This is a genomic window from Pedobacter jeongneungensis (assembly GCF_039538295.1).
GTDB lineage: Bacteria > Bacteroidota > Bacteroidia > Sphingobacteriales > Sphingobacteriaceae > Pedobacter > Pedobacter jeongneungensis.
The window spans coordinates 336,325-353,899 of sequence record NZ_BAABBY010000004.1 but is presented as its reverse complement, the minus strand read 5'-3'; the positions used below and the strand labels follow the sequence as shown (position 1 = coordinate 353,899).

General features: G+C 41.3%; 11 protein-coding genes. 7 read left to right on the top strand and 4 right to left on the bottom strand.

Going from position 1 to position 17,575, the window contains the following annotated elements:
* Positions 1–105 precede the first annotated feature (105 nt).
* Genes ABD769_RS09625 through ABD769_RS09610 form a run of 4 tightly spaced genes read left to right on the top strand, consistent with a single transcriptional unit; the run spans position 106 to position 6,363 of the window.
* Positions 106–3,171, top strand: a complete 3,066-nt coding sequence (locus ABD769_RS09625) for a SusC/RagA family TonB-linked outer membrane protein (protein ID WP_344851219.1) — start codon at positions 106–108, stop codon at positions 3,169–3,171.
* A gap of 10 nt (positions 3,172–3,181) precedes the next feature.
* Positions 3,182–4,852 carry a RagB/SusD family nutrient uptake outer membrane protein gene (locus tag ABD769_RS09620; protein WP_344851218.1) on the top strand — a complete coding sequence of 557 codons (1,671 nt, stop codon included), beginning with the start codon at positions 3,182–3,184 and terminating at the stop codon, positions 4,850–4,852.
* Between the two features lie 38 nt (positions 4,853–4,890).
* Positions 4,891–5,226 carry a hypothetical protein gene (locus tag ABD769_RS09615; RefSeq protein ID WP_344851217.1) on the top strand — a complete coding sequence of 112 codons (336 nt, stop codon included), beginning with the start codon at positions 4,891–4,893 and terminating at the stop codon, positions 5,224–5,226.
* Positions 5,227–5,256: 30 nt separating this feature from the next.
* Positions 5,257–6,363, top strand: coding sequence for a glycoside hydrolase family 88/105 protein (locus ABD769_RS09610; RefSeq protein WP_344851216.1), 1,107 nt, complete (start codon positions 5,257–5,259; stop codon positions 6,361–6,363).
* A 208-nt stretch (positions 6,364–6,571) separates the two neighbouring features.
* Here ABD769_RS09610 and ABD769_RS09605 read toward each other — a convergent pair whose 3' ends face one another.
* Complete coding sequence (locus ABD769_RS09605; RefSeq protein ID WP_344851215.1) at positions 6,572–7,654, bottom strand: AI-2E family transporter; 1,083 nt, start codon at positions 7,652–7,654, stop codon at positions 6,572–6,574.
* Between the two features lie 210 nt (positions 7,655–7,864).
* Here ABD769_RS09605 and ABD769_RS09600 point away from each other — a divergent pair, with 210 nt between their 5' ends.
* Positions 7,865–8,848, top strand: a complete 984-nt coding sequence (locus ABD769_RS09600; RefSeq protein WP_344851214.1) for an SDR family NAD(P)-dependent oxidoreductase — start codon at positions 7,865–7,867, stop codon at positions 8,846–8,848.
* Positions 8,849–9,504: 656 nt separating this feature from the next.
* Here the strand turns inward: ABD769_RS09600 and ABD769_RS09595 are convergent.
* From ABD769_RS09595 to ABD769_RS09585, 3 genes are all read right to left on the bottom strand, one after another.
* Positions 9,505–10,323, bottom strand: coding sequence for a hypothetical protein (locus tag ABD769_RS09595; protein WP_344851213.1), 819 nt, complete (start codon positions 10,321–10,323; stop codon positions 9,505–9,507).
* 581 nt (positions 10,324–10,904) lie between these two features.
* Positions 10,905–12,128 (bottom strand): cytochrome P450, encoded by a 1,224-nt coding sequence (locus ABD769_RS09590; RefSeq protein WP_344851212.1) that lies wholly within the window; start codon positions 12,126–12,128, stop codon positions 10,905–10,907.
* A gap of 1 nt (position 12,129) precedes the next feature.
* Positions 12,130–13,998, bottom strand: coding sequence for a hypothetical protein (locus ABD769_RS09585; protein WP_344851211.1), 1,869 nt, complete (start codon positions 13,996–13,998; stop codon positions 12,130–12,132).
* A 1,157-nt stretch (positions 13,999–15,155) separates the two neighbouring features.
* Here ABD769_RS09585 and ABD769_RS09580 point away from each other — a divergent pair.
* On the top strand, positions 15,156–15,449 hold the full coding sequence (locus tag ABD769_RS09580) for a hypothetical protein (protein WP_344851210.1): 294 nt from the start codon (positions 15,156–15,158) through the stop codon (positions 15,447–15,449).
* 780 nt (positions 15,450–16,229) lie between these two features.
* Positions 16,230–17,558: a rhamnogalacturonan acetylesterase gene (locus ABD769_RS09575; RefSeq protein ID WP_344851209.1), complete on the top strand. Its 1,329-nt coding sequence runs from the start codon at positions 16,230–16,232 to the stop codon at positions 17,556–17,558.
* Positions 17,559–17,575: the final 17 nt, after the last annotated feature.

The following is a 17,575-nucleotide window of genomic DNA, read 5'->3' as shown; positions in this document are numbered from 1 at the left end:
TAGCAAGAAACCAAATATAAAACCCTGCATCACCGCTTGCAAATTCTGCATGGCCAATAACGCGGTTTACAATAAGGTTTCGCGTATCCTGTAATTTAACCAAATATGAAATATAGAAGTCTACCCAAAAGAATTATAGCCATAACTTTTTTGCCGGTTGTGATATTGGCCATTTCAACCTCAGCAAATGCAGGCAACAGTGGTAATGCCACCCTGGTGCTGAATATTAAACCCGGGATTGCGGTTATCAGCCAGGCCGACATCATCATTACCGGTAAAGTAACCGACGAGAAAACGAAGTCGCCGATTCCGGGGGTTTCGGTTAAGGTTAAAAATGGTACCACCACTGCGGTAACCGACGAAAACGGTGTGTACAAAATCAATGTAGCCAATGAGCAAACGGTTCTTTTATTTTCTTATATCGGTTACGATGTACAGGAAGTAACGGTAGGCAATCTTAAAAACATCAATGTAGTGTTAAAATCTTCGCAGGCCAACCTGGACGAAGTGGTGGTGGTGGGTTATGGAACACAGAAAAAAGCAGATGTTACCGGATCGGTAGTGCGGGCAAATCTCGATGATTTCAGAAATGCACCTACCACTAATGTGGCCAATCTTTTACAGGGAACGGTGCCGGGTTTAAATGTGGGCCAGGTAAACAGGGCAGGAGCCACACCATCTATCAGCATACGTGGGCAGAATACTTTGGGTGGCAACCAGAACGTGCTGATCATTTTAGACGGGGTACAGTATAATGGCTCTTTAACTTCTATCAATCCGGATGATATTGCCTCCATAGATATCTTAAAAGATGCAAGTGCCACAGCGGTTTATGGTGCACAGGCGGCAAATGGTGTAATCCTCATTACGAGCAGAAAAGGTGCCATCGGCCGGACCAGAATCTCTTTTTCCACTCAATACGCAACCCAGAAACCCAATATCGATTTAAAGCCAATGGCGAGGGATGAATATTTAGATCACATTAAATATTTATATTATGATGAGGCCTTTCTCGCCCCCGATTTTACAAAGCCTAACCCGGCATTCGATCTGGTAAGCAAGGTAGATGCCTCTATGAAAGACGCACAGGGTAACCTGTTGCCCAACGATTTTAGCTGGTATGATGATGCCACTAAAACAGGTTCAATAATTGATAACCAGCTCAGTGTATCAGGCGGAACGGATAAAATAAATTACCTTTTATCGGGCAGTTTAACGCGGAATTCAGGTTTTATCAATAATGATGTTTTTAAAAGGAAAACCATCAGGGCCAACATTGAAACCAAAGCAACAGATTGGCTGACCATTGGTTTGCAATCGTTCGGTACTTTTGTAAATGAGGATGGGGTTGAGCCGAATTTTGTAGATATTAACCTCATGTCGCCACTAATTTTGCCCTGGGACAATAATGGAAACCTTAAAATCAATCCTTTTAACACCAATGTGGTAAACCCCTTATTGAATTACCAGGCCAGGGATTACGACCGCCACAACTACTTTTTTGCCAATGTTTATGGTAATGTACAACTGCCTGTTAAAGGCCTGAGTTACAAAATAAGTTTCGGCAACAATTACCGCCTCGATTTTAAAAACATTTCGAACATGTACGATGCCAACCTCACCGGGCAAGCTTCGAAAGAAAATACCACTTATTACGATTATACCTTTGATAACCTGTTAACTTATAACAAGGTAATCGGTAAGCACAATTTTACGGGCACTTTGCTGTATGGTGCCATAGAACGCGATAACAGTTATACAAGGGCTTATTCAACAGGTTTTTCGAGGTTAACCCTTGGCTATGATAACCTGCAGCAGGGTACCAACCGCTTTGCAATATCCAATGCATGGAAAGAAACCCTGAATTACCAGATGTTCCGTTTAAATTATAATTTCGACAGTAAATACCTGTTTACCGGAACCATCAGGAGAGATGGCTTTTCAGGCTTTGCAGAAAATAACAAATACGGTATTTTCCCTTCGGTATCAGCGGGTTGGGATATTTCTAAAGAATCATTTTTCAAGGTTAACTGGGTAGATAACCTGAAACTGAGGGTAGGGTATGGCGTTGCCGGGAATCAGACTACAAGGTATTCATCGCTCGCAAATGTGGGCGTAAGCGCCTCGTATGTTTTTGGTGATGGCGGTTCTACACAGTTTGGTCAGCAGGTAAACTCCTTATCCAATCCCGATTTAAAATGGGAACGTACTACCGGCGCCAATTTAGGCCTCGAATTTACCCTGTTCAAAAACAGGTTGTCGGGGGTAATCGAATATTATGATACTAAAACAACCGATCTTCTTTATTCGGTAAACATCCCGGTAATTACCGGTTTCAGCAATATCCTCACCAACATAGGGCAATTAAATAATAAGGGACTGGAGGTTTCTTTAAATTCAAAAAACATCAACAGCGGTCAATTTAAGTGGACATCTTCCTTAAATTTTGCGAGGAACGTAAATAAAGTGGTTAAACTTTTAGGGGATCTTAATGGCGATGGTGTGGAAGATGATCTTCCGCAGAGTGGCCTTTTCATCGGTCAGCCTACTGCGGTGATTTACGATTATCAGGTAAACGGCATCTGGCAGGTAGGCGAAAAAATTCCCACCGGATATTCTCCCGGCACTTACCGTATTGTGGATCAGAATGGCGATGGGGTAATCAATGCCAGCGATAGAGCGGTATTGGGATCATCAGCTCCGGCTTACAGGATCAGTTTGCTCAACAACTTTCAGTACAAAAACTTTACCCTGAGTATATTTTTAAATTCTGTGCAGGGCGGAGATAAATCTTACCTCGCAGGCAATACCCCCAGGCTGATCAGGGATGATAATTCCATCCGGAACAATTACCTCAGCGGCATAGATTTCTGGTCGCCCGATAATCCCAATGGCAAATATCCCCGTTCTATTGTTTCTGCAACCTTAAATCCACCACTCTTTCAGAACCGCAGTTTCGTGCGTTTGCAGGATGTATCGCTCTCCTATAAATTCAGCGGAAAACTAATAGAGCGTATGAAACTGCAAAACCTGAATGTATTTGTAAGCGGAAGAAACCTGGCTACCTGGACCAGCTGGGACGGTTGGGACCCGGAAACAAATCAGGGATTAACCAACGACGGAAGGCCTGTATTTAAAGGCTATTCAGTAGGTCTTAATGTTACATTTTAAACCAAAAGTGATGAAAAAGATAACCTTTACAATTATAGCTGCCATAACCCTTACGTTTTTCTCCTGCAAAAAAGCTTTTCTGGATGAAGAACCGCTAGATTTTTTAAGCACCACAAATGCCTACAACAATGTTAAAGATTTTGATGCTGCAGTAAATAATTTATATAGCCGGGTAAGAAGCGAATTTTATAACAGCGGCGAGCAACGGCCCTTCGATTATGTTTTTGGCTGCGACCTTGTTTTCGATGGCCAGCCGGCTACTACCAGGCACACCAACATGGTTGCGGCTTATTCTCCGCTCAGTACCGAAATTCCTTTAATCCACTGGACATCGCTCTATAAAATTATTGCGGAATCTAATACCATTATCGATCGCATTCCCGCTTCGGCGTTATCTCCTGCAGATAAAACTTTAATGGAGGCCAGGGCTAAATTTTTCAGGGGAATGGCTTTCCGAACCCTCGCTTATTTATATGGTGGTGTGCCTTTGAATACAACCGAGGTGGTATCGCCAAAAACAGATTATGTAAGAGCGCCGAAAAGTGCGGTATTGGAGCAGGCCATTAACGACCTGAAATTTGCAGCTTTAAACCTGCCTGCCATCAATGTGGTGCAGGATGGAGAGGTTAACAACCTTGCCGCCTATCACCTTTTATCAGAAGTTTACCTGGCAGCCGGACAGTTTCAGAATGCTGCGGATGCTGCAACAAGTGTAATCAGCAACCCGAATGTGGGGCTCATGACCAATAGGTTTGGCGTGAAAGCATCAGACGCTACCAAAAATGTATATTGGGATCTTTTCCAGAGAGGAAACCAGAACCGGAAAAACGGAACCAACAGGGAAGCCCTTTGGGTAATTCAGTTCGAAACCGATGTTCCGGGCGGTGGCGCTGTCTCTACTGGCATCGGTGGCTCATACCAGATGGAAAGGCATTTTGCACCGCAGTTTCTCACTTTCAGGCTTGCAGGCAGCAGTGTACAGCCATTTTTATACCCGATAAGCGATTATACCGGTGGCCGTGGGATTGGCTGGGCAATACCTACCAAATATTTTTCGGATGTGATCTGGCAGAGCGATTTTAACAACGACCTCCGTAACGCACCATTTAACTTTGTGCGCGAGTTTAAAGTAACCAATCCTGCACATCCGCGTTTTGGTCAAACCATATCCACCATTAATCCGCCTGCAGGCATTTCGGTGCCTCGCAGGGATTTTTATGCTTTTCAATCCAAAGTTACTACCCCTGGAGATCACCCTGATGGCATGTTTCAGGATAAATCGCAACTGCTGCTTAAGGCAAGTGCAGGCGGAACCTATGCCGATCAATATATGTTCAGGCTGGCAGAAACCTATTTGCTAAGGGCTGAAGCCTATTTAGGTTTAAGTCAACTCGATAAAGCTGCAGCCGATATTAACGTGGTACGCGGCAGGTCTAATGCATCTCCTGTGCTGCCCGCCAATGTAAATATCGATTACATTCTAGATGAGCGGATGCGCGAACTGGGATCGGAAGAAAAAAGAAGAATTACATTAATGAGATTGGGACTGGTTTACGATCGCGTAAAAAAATGCAATCCTTATTACAATGATGTGTTAACCACTTATAACCTGTGGCCAATTCCTGCTTCTGAAATTGAACGAAACAATGGTGCAAGATTGGAACAGAATCCGGGCTATTAATTTTTGCAGATCCTTTCAGAAAAATGGCGGAGAATAGTATGGAAAATATGATCGATAAAATGGTAAAAAAAGTTGAAGTTCTGATCGATCTTTTGGGTTATGGAATTGTGGAACTATCGGTAGCGTATAGCCTGAAATTTTCTGCTTTACCCTCCAGGGCCTATAATATTGATTGCCACATCGGGCAGATTGATGCTAACCTGCATTCATGGCTTTATGCACCTGATTTTAAACTGGTTTTTTCCGAAATAGAAAATGGTGTGGGACATATTGTCTGCTTTAGTGGTGCAGGACTGAACAGGAATGTTTATTATCAAACCATGCTGAATGTAGTGTCTGATTACATTTTTTTAAAGGAAAAATTTTTCCTCTGATGATGCTTTAAACCAAATTATAAATCAAATATGTGTAGAAAATTAATTGCCTTATTATTACTCTTAATCTCTTGTCAGTTCCTTTATGCCCAAAATAATCTGCTTAAAGATTTTCCGGAAGGATTTGGTCCAAAGGAAGTGGGAAAACGCCTGGCCTACCGCTTTCTGGATAGAAAACACATGCTCCATGCGGGCAAATGGATCAGCTATCCTGAAACTTTTAACTGGACGGGGGCGCTTCGGTATGCCAAATTAACAAAAGATAAAAAACTCTTATCACTTTTGGAAGAAAGGTTTGAGAAACTCACTTCGCAGGAGAAGCAGTTGCTACCGATCATGAACCACGTTGACCTGAACATGTTTGGCAGCCTGCCTTTAGAACTCTATCAGATCACTAAAGACAAGCGTTATTTTGACCTCGGCATTCCCTACGCAGATACCCAATGGGCCGTTCCTCAAAATGCTGATAAAAAACAAAAAGAGTGGGCCGGTAAAGGCTTTTCCTGGCAAACCCGTTTATGGATTGATGATATGTACATGATTACCATTGTACAGGCACAGGCTTATAAAGCAACCGGAGACAGGAAATATATAGAACGTGCCGCCAGTGAAATGGTGCTTTACCTGGATGAATTACAACGCCCGAACGGCCTTTTTTACCATGCGCCCGATGTGCCGTTTTACTGGGGGCGTGGCAATGGCTGGATGGCTGCGGGCATGACAGAACTCTTACGTTTGCTGCCCAAAGATAACAAAGACCGTCCGCGTATTTTAAAAGGTTATGAAACCATGATGAAAAGCCTGAAAGATTTTCAGAGACCTGGCGGCATGTGGAACCAATTGATTGATGAGCCAGATTGTTGGGCAGAAACCTCGGGATCGGCCATGTTTGCCTATGCCCTCATTAGCGGGGTTAAGCAAGGCTGGCTGGATAAGCAGGAGTACGCTCCGGTTGCGCGCAAAGCCTGGCTGGCCATGGTACCTTATATAAATGAGAAAGGTGATGTTGCCGAGGTATGTGTGGGTACAAACAAGAAAAATGATAAACAATATTACTACGACCGGCCACGGAATGTGGGCGATTCTCATGGGCAATCTCCATATTTATGGTGCACTTTTGCCCTGTTAGAAAAATAATCCTTTGGTGTGCTTAAACATTTGGTCATGCGCTGGCTGCTCTCATACAGCTGGTAAATGCACACGCTGGTGATCCTGGGGCATTGTCCCCAGGCTACTTTCATTCCTCTTTAAATATTAACCTTTAGGTTTTTCCTTTAAATATGTAATCGCCGGTAAATTCCCTTCCATACTCAATAACCTGCTTTTTGGAACAGGTTTTGACTTCTTAAGGATAAACTACCGCATCAATACGTTTTTCTACCAATTCATCCTTTAACCTGCAGTTGGTATAAAATTCTTCATAATAAGCTTTGATCACAGCTGCCATTGGTGTTGCGAGTAAAGCCCCTGTTAAACCAAAAGCCGTACCCATCGCAAGTAATAAGAACAGGGAAGACATCGGATGGATGTTCATTGTGGATGAGCGGAGTTTGGGCATCAAAAAATCCGAAACCAGTTCGTTAAGCAAAAGAAAAAAGACCAGGCACCAAAAAGCTGTGCCGGGGCTTACCGAGAGTGCCACTAATGTGGGCGGAATAGCCATAATATAAAAACCAATTTTAGGGATTAATTCCGAAAAAAACGCCAATGCAGCCCAAACCAAAGCTCCGGGTACATTCATCAGTGTGAGAAAGCCATATACTACTACTGCTTCGATCGCGCCACCAATCAGATTCGACTTCATCCAGCCAATAAGCATTACCGAAGTGTGTTTAAGTGCATCTTCAGCCTTTTGGCGCTGATGAATTGGAAAAACCGTGACATACAATTCCACAATAGGCCTGGGATTACCCACAAAAAACACCACCATGCAAATAAAAACAATAAACACGAATACATTTCCAAGCACTGAAAATGAAAAATTCCCAATACCCATTACAGTATTACCTATGGAAGGAATAGCAGAAGATACCGACATGCCGCCTTCTCTGATTTCCTTCTGCAATTCAGGAAATTTAGCTAAAACCTTATCAAGGTAGCCACTAACAGATGCGTAATATTTAGGGATATTCCCAATCAGCACATCTAACTGATCACTTAAATGCGGCACAACCATCCAGCCAAGTAAACCCATTGTGGCAAAGATCAGCACAAAAACAATCATCGAAGCAAGCCAGCGCTTTATCCCTTTTCTTTCCAAGCGACTAACCGGAGCATTGATGATAATGCCCAGTACAACCGCAAAAATACCGAGTAAAAGCACACTGAGTATTTTATATAAAAACCAGAGTAAAATGATCAGCCCGGCGACATACAGCACAATGGAGGTTGCCGTTCGGAAAAGGTTGTTGCTTCTTTTAATATCCATACCAACCTAACTTATAAAATCCATCAAAAGTTTTTAAAGCAATTACAGATTTTTAATAGTGTGGATCTGCCAACGGATATATGCCTGGAAACGAAGGGTAAGCTTGCAGCTAACCTTGGTATTTAATCAACTAAATGGATAATACCCAAAACCGCAAACATTTTAGTAAATCTGCTGTTGCAAGGAATATCACCTTTATCAATCACCGACATGCAAAAAGATACATCAATAGCCAGCCTGATCAATAAAACAGTTGTAATCACCGGAGCATCAAGTGGGGTTGGACTGGCTACAGCTGAGGCTTTTGCCAGGGCAGGATGCAATGTCGTACTGGCATCCAGGGGAGTAGATGCGCTTAACCATGCTGTTGATTTGTGCCAAAGCCTAGGCGCGAATGTAATTGGAGTGCCTACCGACGTTTCAGACGAGTCACAAGTCTCAGCGCTAGCGGATCGTGCACTTTCCCTAACCGGGCATATTGATTTTTGGGTGAACAATGCCGGGGTGATGGCCAGCGGTAAATTTGAAGAAATCCCGATTGAGGTAAGCCACCAGGTAGTGAAAACGAATTTATTAGGCTATCTCAACAGTGCGCACACCATCATTAAAATTTTCAAACAACAGGGGCATGGTGTGCTGATTAACAATGTATCCATAGGTGGGTTTATGCCTGCACCATACAGTGCGGTATATTCTGCAACAAAATTTGGAATCAAAGGAATGATGGAATGTCTGCAGGGAGAGCTCTCCGGCGAGGCCAAGATACATATCTGTAACCTTTATCCACAGATTCAGCGTTCTACCGGCAACATGCATTCGGCGAAATATTCGGGACTGGACTTCAAGATTCCGCCGTTTGCTGCTGATCCCCGCGATACGGCAGATCAGCTGCTCAAGCTTGCTATCCACCCCAGGAAAGATAAATTCCCAGATTTTACTTCTTGGGCACTCAAGGCCATGCACGGCATTTTGCCAAGGGCAATGGTTAATACGGCCTCATCGGGTATGCGTTTATTAATGGAAATTAAGCAGGGTGAATCGACAAGCGGAAATGTGCTTGTCCCATCAGGCCCACCGCATCAGATCTACGGAGAGACGTTGATTCCAATGCCATCGAAGAAAACAAAATTAGTATTGGGGCTCGGGATCGCACTCGGTCTGGGATTGCTTTTGATCTCAGGTAGAAAAAGTTAAATAGCTAAAGTTATAAATTTGAATAGCGAAAAAAATCGCCAAATAATAGTCAGTTATTTAAACTTTAATGTCTATCCATCTTGCCTTTTAATCAAAAACACATACTGGAATTCACACACGTTTGAGAATTTTCTAAAACCGCCTGTTTCGACTAATTCGTCTACTAATTGGTTTTTATTCGAGATTGTGATTGCCTTTAACGGTATTGATAATCGGTAAATTATCAACAACATGGGGGAATAATTACAGATATCAATTCAATTCTTATGTTGTAATTTTTTAGGTGTAAATAATTGACTTTGAGGTGTTTGTGTTTTATGTATTGGCCAATAACGTTTTTGTTTTAGTATGTAAAATCTTGCTTATGAGATCATAAACAAGGTTTTTATTTTTACAGGCTTTCATTTCATTGCTTACATTGGCAAATTGTTCTGAGTATTTTATAATTCAGGAAGAAAGTCTGAAAATACCCTGAAATTTTTTTTCTGATTATTAATGTGGTTTGCTTTTGTTAGCACTTGTTTTTTTAAGTGGCAGTAGGGCCATTTATTTAGACAATAGGGCATGGGTCTGACAAAGTAAAACATACCTGCAGAACTGAATTAATGAAAAACCGCCTCGCAATTACTTATGAAACAGTCTCCTTTATTTTTACCTTAATTCAAGATAAGGAAATACAGGATATATGACACGTAATAGGTAGCTGGATAAGTTGCAATATATGACCATAAAAAAGTATTGAGCCCCATTATCCGTCCAATACCAACATGTAGACAAACGCCAAAAACCAGGATAAACATGCAAATATGTGGGGGGAAGAGAAACGAAACGGATAATAAACAATCTCCATATACAACCATTATGCCCAAAACCTTTGCTACTGATCGGCTTTTTTGTGTAATTGCCAGTACTTTTTTATTGCCATAAGATGATGTTTTTAAAATATCGGTTACGTATTCCCCATTGTACCATCCTATCTTCTGCATTTTCAGAAAACCAGAAGTGCCATAAGCTAATGCGGCCTGGGCAGCTATAAAAAAGAGTGCGCAAGACATGCTGGTTACGGTATTGATAACATTTGCAAACAATAGTACGATATAACAAACTGTGGCCATTTGATCCGAACCATCGTTGCTCTGAGAATTTCTGATCTGCATCAGGAGGTTTATGACTGTAATCAGCAATAAGGGTATCACTGCCGATTGGTGTAACCAGACAATCGGTATCAAGGCTATAGCGCTCAAAAGCCGGAGGATGAGCACAAATAGTACATTGGGGTACTTACAAACGAAATCAAGCTTTAATTTTCTGACATAAACAGCTAACTTTGGGCCTGAACGCTGTAAATCCCAAGCCATTAAGCCATCTTTTCTATAAATTCTATAATACCTCAGTAGTTCCCCAGTTGCAATAATTGTCTGTATCGCCAGGATGATTTCTACCGCGTAAATTAAAATAAAAGCGTTATACTTCATGGTTCTCTTTTTTTATTTGAAAATGCCAATCTGAAATTAAAACCAAACGGGGTTTTGAGGCCGTATCAAATGTTTGTTCAGATACGATTTTAAACTGCATACCTCTGCTGTTAACATCGTTGTTTTTGTCCTGGAGGTAATTTAGGAGGTGACGGTACGAAATACTCCTTGGTATAGCCCTTGGGCTCTGGGAATGCTGCAACTTAATAATCCTTCTTACGTAAGTATTGAATGATTTTCTGGTCCGCTTATCAGGATACCATAACACAGATAAGACTGTGCGCTCGGAAAAAAACGATATCCTTTTCCATTCAGTAGTCTTTAATGACGGTTTGATGAGCCTGTACTCCAAATGAAAGTCTCGCCGGATGGGTACTGGCGCAAAAAAACGGTAGTTTGGAATCAGGTGGAGGATTCCCTGCCCAAAGATTTTTCTGATTTTTTCATTGTACTGGGAAATGCAGGAACATACCCACCAAATTAACAGTAGTAAAGCAAAACCGTAATCGATTATATTCTGTATGCTGATCATTTAATTTAATGATTATGTATAAAATATTTATATTGTTGCTGCCGGCAGATCAGCCCTTAACTTCATAGGTGATGGTATCGTTGGATACAAACGATACGAGGCGACCTCTTCCCCCTTTCGGCATCTCTTTACTTTTTACCAGCCTAAACCTGCATGCATCAGAACAGACAAATTTTATAGTTTGAGAGATGAGTGACATGGAGAAACTCCGGCCCGGACAACTTCGTTTGCCCATACCAAAGGGCATGTATTTGAAGCCTTTTGATGCATCGGGCTCTAAAAAACGTTCTGGATAAAACTTATGGGGGTTTTTCCAGATGCTGCCATTGCGGTGCAGATCAACCACAGGTATCATAAATTCGGTCGCAAAACCATTAGGATGCTGTTTATCACTATTTTTATTAGTCTGTTCGTAACCAAACTGGCGGAAAGGTGGATAGAGCCTTAACACCTCCATTACAAAATAGCGGGTAAATGCAGGGTCGCTTTGGATCTTTTTCTGATAACTGGGGCGTGCGGCCAAGCAGAGTAGGGCAGATCCCATTGCCGACGCCAGGCTAAAGGAAGAAACTAGCATACTCGTAATCTCTCCCCTGAACTGTGCCTTTGTGATCTTTCCAGATAATCTTAGTTCTTTCAGCGTTGCGAACCATGAATCTGGCTTGGGCAATGTAAAATCCAGTACCATTTGTTCCAGTTTTACCGAAATACGCTTCATATACAATACTCTCTTGAAAAACAAATTATCGAAGAGCCAACGCACAGGTCGCAATAATGGTAAATGTAGCCTAAAAGAATACATCAGTCCCTCTAAAACCAGTGGACGTGATCCGTGCGGAAATTTGGTCTGTGTGATATAATCTTCTAATGGCTTCAAAACTTCTACTTCCAGCATATTTTTGAGCATGATGCGGTAGAGCTCGGGGATCAAGTTGTCTGAAATCTGGATGCTTTTTTGCTCATTTCCAAGTCCATTCACATCAAATAACTTTTCAGTAATCTGTTTGGCAATAGCGGGTACATCTTCATCAATTGGCATGTGTGGCTTTGCAACACGCTTTAACCACATGGCGTGCTCATCGTCGCTTACCACAATGGAATGATGGCTTAAATGAAACTCACTAAGCAGGGCCATTACAAAACGCGAACGCGTAAATTGCGTTTTTGCATACGCGGCTATCCTGTCGGGATCTGACGAATACTCAATGCGGTTTTTAAGCCATGGCAGGGAATAGACTTTGCTACTTCCCTGCCATTTTAATGGATTACGCATCTTACAAATTGATCTTTTCGTTGAAGCGTCGTTTTAACCACCACAGTCTAGCCGAGTGATAAGAAAGGCCAACCATGAAAGCTACTTTTAATATCGCGAAACGGATGGCATAAGGAAGCCGGATCTTAGCAAAGGCGCCAAGGCCGTAAGCATATACTTCATTCACCATATCTACATCTTTAAATGTAGTGGCTTTCTGGTTCACTAATTCTGCGGTTGCGATCCGGTAAAGATCCTTAGCGAGATCAAACTCACCCATTTTGATCAGAACGGTAATCGGGCGGAGATGTTCTGTCCAGAACTGTTGCCACTCGGGTGCAGTTGAGCGTTGAACAATCAAAGGTGCAACCTTATAGTAAAGCTGTACCGAGGCATTGTCCTTACCTGAGGTCATTTTGTTATCGCGCAGATACCTGGCCAGTGTTAATGGTTCGCTGTCATCGGCCATTCCGAGGGTATTTACTACTGCTGTTGTCAAAAAGCATGGACCTGCAGCTTCTGGCTCAGCTTCCGGTTCTGCCTCTGGTTCTGCTTCAGGCTCTGGCTCTGGCTCCGGTTCCGGTTCTGCCTCCGGTTCCTGTTCTGGTTCCACCTCTGCTTCGGCTTCTGCACCTACGGCTTCTCCCCCTGGGTTATCTTCAGGGTTAAATTCCTGAGGATCTTCAACAGGCCTGTTTCCCGGATCATCAGCAACCTGCTGGCCCTGAGCCCTTGCATTCTGAATCAGTTCACTAAGATAGTTATAACCAGCTGTAGCCAATTTTTTAATAATCTCAAAAGCTACCATGCCGGCCACACCAACACCGATCATAATACCAACTTGTGCCCACTCATTTGTTTCTTTCTGTGGGGGCGTAGGCGGCGGCGGAGGGGTTTGCCCTAAATTACCGTAAACATTTGGGCTGCTTGGCCTGGTTGAACCAGTTTGGTAAAAATAACCAAAGAAGTTTGGCCCTTTGAACGTACTACCTGCCATTATGGGGAAATACGTCCACTGCATGTAGATTAATAAGGTATTGTTTCCGAGGATGCAGTTGAAGTAACTGGTAAAAGGACCAAATACGGTTGTTGATGCTGCTGTTCCCTGGAAGGTTACCGTTGAGCCATCTGAGGAAATGTTTAAGGTTGCACTCGTTGAAGTATTGAGCATGCAGGAGTAATTGCCTGCCCAGATACTGGGAAGATCTACTGTTGCTGGTGCAAGTGCTGCCACTGAGGAATAAACACTTCTGCGCCCGCTTGAGGTAATGGCACTACCTCCATTGGTCGGATTAAGGGACACTACAACATTAAAGTCTGTTGTAGGGGTGTTATTATAGGTGACCACGCAAGAGGAGAAGGTTATTGTACCGTTAAACGCAAAGGAAGAAGATGTCATCACCAAAAATTCACCGGAATTGTTTTGAAAAGCCGAAGATGAGGAAATATCAACCAGCGCACCTGTTGCCGCTGTAGCAACCTGCAGCTTCCAACTTCCCTTGCCATTATCATATATCATAATCAGAATACTTGAATTACCCTGAGCATCGAATGTTTGATAAGTTCCGTAAAGGATAGAGGGTAGATTTCCAAAAGGTGGGTATGACGGGGTTGAACTTTTCCCACTGCTTACATCGGTATAGCTGCCTCCAACAACAGTATTGATGGCACTGCTTACCTGATCAGTGGTAACTCCTGTATAGCCAGATTTTGTAATGTAGGCCTGCACAGCTGCATCGGCCTGGGCAGCAGTTCCGCCACTTGCGAGGGCGCTATAATATGTTTCCTGCAATACAGCAGTATTCCCTTGCTGTATCAAACCATTAAGGAAGTCGTTAGCGCTGGTAGGCACTATATTTTGACCTGCGGATGTTTCCGTCTCATTTTTCATAATTTGGGATTTGAGAATGTAAAAGATGATTTTAAATATTTTTTCGAAGAACTATCCTGCAGGTTTCGCCCTTCATTGTACTGTTTGATCAAAAGACAAATTAGGCAGTTTATAAATACTTTCCAATACTTATTTATTAGTATATTTAAAAAGTCTAAAAAACAACTAATAAGAGTAAAAAATCCTCTGTTTGGTTGTTAAAATAGTATTAGGATGAAATTTATCATTATTTACCTGTCAATCTCAAAATAGCACGCTTTAAAAAAAAATATTAAATTATAAAAATAAGAAGACATTAACGTATTATTTACCTACATAATCTGCTATGAATGTTATTAAGGTTTTGGTGCAAAATGGCAGATATGAGAAAGAGGATGTCTCAAAGGATGGCTTCTTTTTATTGTGTGTTTTAAGTTATGGACGACACCGGTATTTAAATAATACGATTTTAACCTGGTGCAGTCACATCCGACTAGCATGAAAGAATTGGTATTGGTCAATCACCTGCATGCATAGTGAAAAAGGTTATTGACGAGATTAACATCCATCCGATTAACCGAATAAATTCAAGGTGGATAGATAACCTTTTGTAAACATACGGTTTACTAGAGGATTGTCGAATTGCAAGCTAAGAACAATCAAAATGAGTAACTTCATTTAAACAGGTAAAAATTTAGGTTGGATGTCCGGCATGCAGAAAGAAATTTTGGCATAAACCCACCTATTGCTTTTTCGCACTTTTTCATTTATTCCGTTGCTTATTTTGCTTTAGCGGTTAGCAAACCAGTGACTGCATCATAATTAAATCAAAATAATATGGAAAAATCAGTTTACCGGCTCGTATAGATCTAGATCGGCATAGTATCGGGAAAGGAAGTGCTGGAAAGCTTAAAAATGGTGAAATATTACCAGCTTTCTATTCATTTCCTGAAGATTGTAATTCTACCAATTATTAGACTTTTTATTTAACAGTATTAACGCCCAACTCTCCAGCATAGGTTACTGTGCTAGGGCTAAATAGCTATAGGGATAAGCCTTACGGTTGTGGGGAAATGGAAAATAATAAGATCGGTGGTTTTGATATTTCAGACAAAACTTTATCCGGTAAACGATGTTTCAAATAGACAGATTCCGTCAAATAAGAAATAACTGAGATTATGGATAGCAGCGTAAATACAATAAAGAAAGAAAATGATTATTACCGTGCACAGTTTCTGGATTCACACCGAAGTCATCTTAAAGGGGATCACAGCATGACCTTCATTGTAAAAGAGGGGACAGATTTGTTGAAATTCGCCAAGGCGGCAAAGGCAGTATGGGAATCCCTTGGAGATTATCCTTCAAGCTTTACGGGCTTTATACGTATCCCGGGGGGCAACGCTTTCGCAACATTTAAATATGAAGGCGCACTCGCTTTTTCTACTGATTCAGGTAGTCCTATCAAACAATGATTTTGTTGTACAGTTCACTTATAAGTATATCTTGCCAATGGTAGTGTTTATGTATGCATGGCCAGCAATTTGGTTCGAAAAAATCGTTTAAAAATCTTTTAGTTCAATCATTAACTCCGGCTTTTTGATAATTGTAGCAAACAAGTTCGGAAAGATTTATAAATAAATTTTATTTTGTCGCACGGAAAAATGAAAACATGCAACATTTTTTTGTTCTATAACTCGTTTATTGCAGTAATTAAACTTTTTAATTTCAATGAAATATGCTGATTTTGAAATGTTTTTTGTCTCTATTTCCAGACAGATAAGGTATTGATTTTCAGTAGGTGTAATTTTTATTGCTGCTTATTTGGATGTTATTTTAATAATAAGCTGATTATCAATATGTTTTAATTGCTGCACATGCAAGTAATCCCTATAACTATTTCAATCGCTTAATTTAATGCATTGATTTTTAGTAATATATAATTACTTCACCTATCAGCTGCCCGGTCCTGCCATATCTTTTCGCTAAAACAAAAAATAGAAAAGAAATACCTGGTTGAAGGATAACTGCGTGTACGAAATAAAAATCCTTACCGGAATCAAACCTACAAATACACTTCAGAGCGGAATGCGTTGACTGCTACTTCTTAAACCATCTACACCCATTAAAAATTATTTTATATATTCGTTTTATAATCGTCTTTACGACATTTAATTTAACCAGATTTCGAATTTTATGAGCATGTGTATTTAAGGAGCTGAATCCTTAGGATACGCAGACTAAACCTGATCTATATGAGCGCACTAAAGTGTACTAACCTGTTTTTTTCTCTTTGCTTAACGGCCAGCCAGTTGCAGGCACAGGAAAAAACCAATTACAAATTTGATTTCGGCACAGGAAAAGTCGCTAAAGGTTATACCGCAGTTTTACCAGCTGATGTTTACAGCCAGGAAAAAGGTTATGGTTTTGATTTCGGTTTAAAAGTTGAAGGCCTCGATTATGGAGGTAAGAATTTTTTAACTTCAGATCTGGTTAAAAGTGATCGGCCGTTTTATTTTTCGGTAGCCGTTCCCGAAGGCAATTACAAAATCACAGTTACACTCGGCGATCCGAAAGCACCGGCATTAAGTACAATAAAAGCAGAATCGAGGAGACTGATGCTCGAAGATGTGAAAACTGCTTCTGGACAATCGGTTACCAAAACTTTTATCGTAAATGTTAAAAATAAACACATTGCAGGTGGACAGCTTGTTGCATTAAAGCCACGCGAGCTCACTAAACTCGATTGGGATGATAAGCTGACTTTAGAATTTGATCACCAGACTGCATTGCAGGCACTCGAAATTACGAAAGTTGATGATCAGGTTACTGTTTTCTTGGCAGGAAACTCTACAGTAGTTAATCAGGATGACGAACCCTGGGCATCCTGGGGGCAAATGATTCCGCGTTTTTTTAAACCAGGTGTTTCCATTTCCAATCATGCCGAATCTGGTTTAACATTAGGTTCATTTTTAGGAAGCAAACGTTTAGCAAAGATTTTAAGTGTGATGAAACCCGGCGATTACCTGTTTATCGAATTCGGGCATAACGATCAAAAAGATAAAGGGCCGAATGATGGTGCCTATAAGTCATATACCGAAAGATTGAAAACTTTTATTTCGGAAGTAAAGAAAAAGGGTGGAATTCCGGTTGTTGTTACTTCAACCAGCAGGAGATCTTTCGGACCGGAAGGAAAAATTGTAAACTCTCTGGGCGATTTTCCCGATGCTGCACGTAAAGTGGCAGCTGAAGAAAAAGTAGCTTTAATTGATCTGAACACCATGACAACGACGCTGTTTAATGCTTTAGGCGAGGGGCCATCAACAAAGGCATTTGTTCATTATCCGGCCAACAGTTATCCCGGGCAGGATAAAGCATTGGCTGATAATACACACTTTAATCCTTACGGAGCTTATGAAATTGCACAATGTATCATTCTGGGCATTAAAGAACAGAAATTAGGTATTGCCAAATATCTGATTGATGATCTGCCGGAATTTGATCCTGCTAAACCAGATAACCCGGCAAATTGGCATTGGCCGGAAAGTCCGAAAAGTAGTGTACTCAAACCAGATGGTAATTAAGTTTTATAGCAAAAACG

Coding starts and splice junctions, on each gene's coding strand:
- ABD769_RS09575 (WP_344851209.1), top strand. CDS start 16,230: ATGAGCGCACTAAAGTGTACTAACCTGTTTTTTTCTCTTTGCTTAACG.
- ABD769_RS09600 (WP_344851214.1), top strand. CDS start 7,865: ATGCAAAAAGATACATCAATAGCCAGCCTGATCAATAAAACAGTTGTA.
- ABD769_RS09625 (WP_344851219.1), top strand. CDS start 106: ATGAAATATAGAAGTCTACCCAAAAGAATTATAGCCATAACTTTTTTG.
- ABD769_RS09615 (WP_344851217.1), top strand. CDS start 4,891: ATGGAAAATATGATCGATAAAATGGTAAAAAAAGTTGAAGTTCTGATC.
- ABD769_RS09590 (WP_344851212.1), bottom strand. CDS start 12,128: ATGCGTAATCCATTAAAATGGCAGGGAAGTAGCAAAGTCTATTCCCTG.
- ABD769_RS09595 (WP_344851213.1), bottom strand. CDS start 10,323: ATGAAGTATAACGCTTTTATTTTAATTTACGCGGTAGAAATCATCCTG.
- ABD769_RS09580 (WP_344851210.1), top strand. CDS start 15,156: ATGGATAGCAGCGTAAATACAATAAAGAAAGAAAATGATTATTACCGT.
- ABD769_RS09585 (WP_344851211.1), bottom strand. CDS start 13,998: ATGAAAAATGAGACGGAAACATCCGCAGGTCAAAATATAGTGCCTACC.
- ABD769_RS09620 (WP_344851218.1), top strand. CDS start 3,182: ATGAAAAAGATAACCTTTACAATTATAGCTGCCATAACCCTTACGTTT.
- ABD769_RS09610 (WP_344851216.1), top strand. CDS start 5,257: ATGTGTAGAAAATTAATTGCCTTATTATTACTCTTAATCTCTTGTCAG.
- ABD769_RS09605 (WP_344851215.1), bottom strand. CDS start 7,654: ATGGATATTAAAAGAAGCAACAACCTTTTCCGAACGGCAACCTCCATT.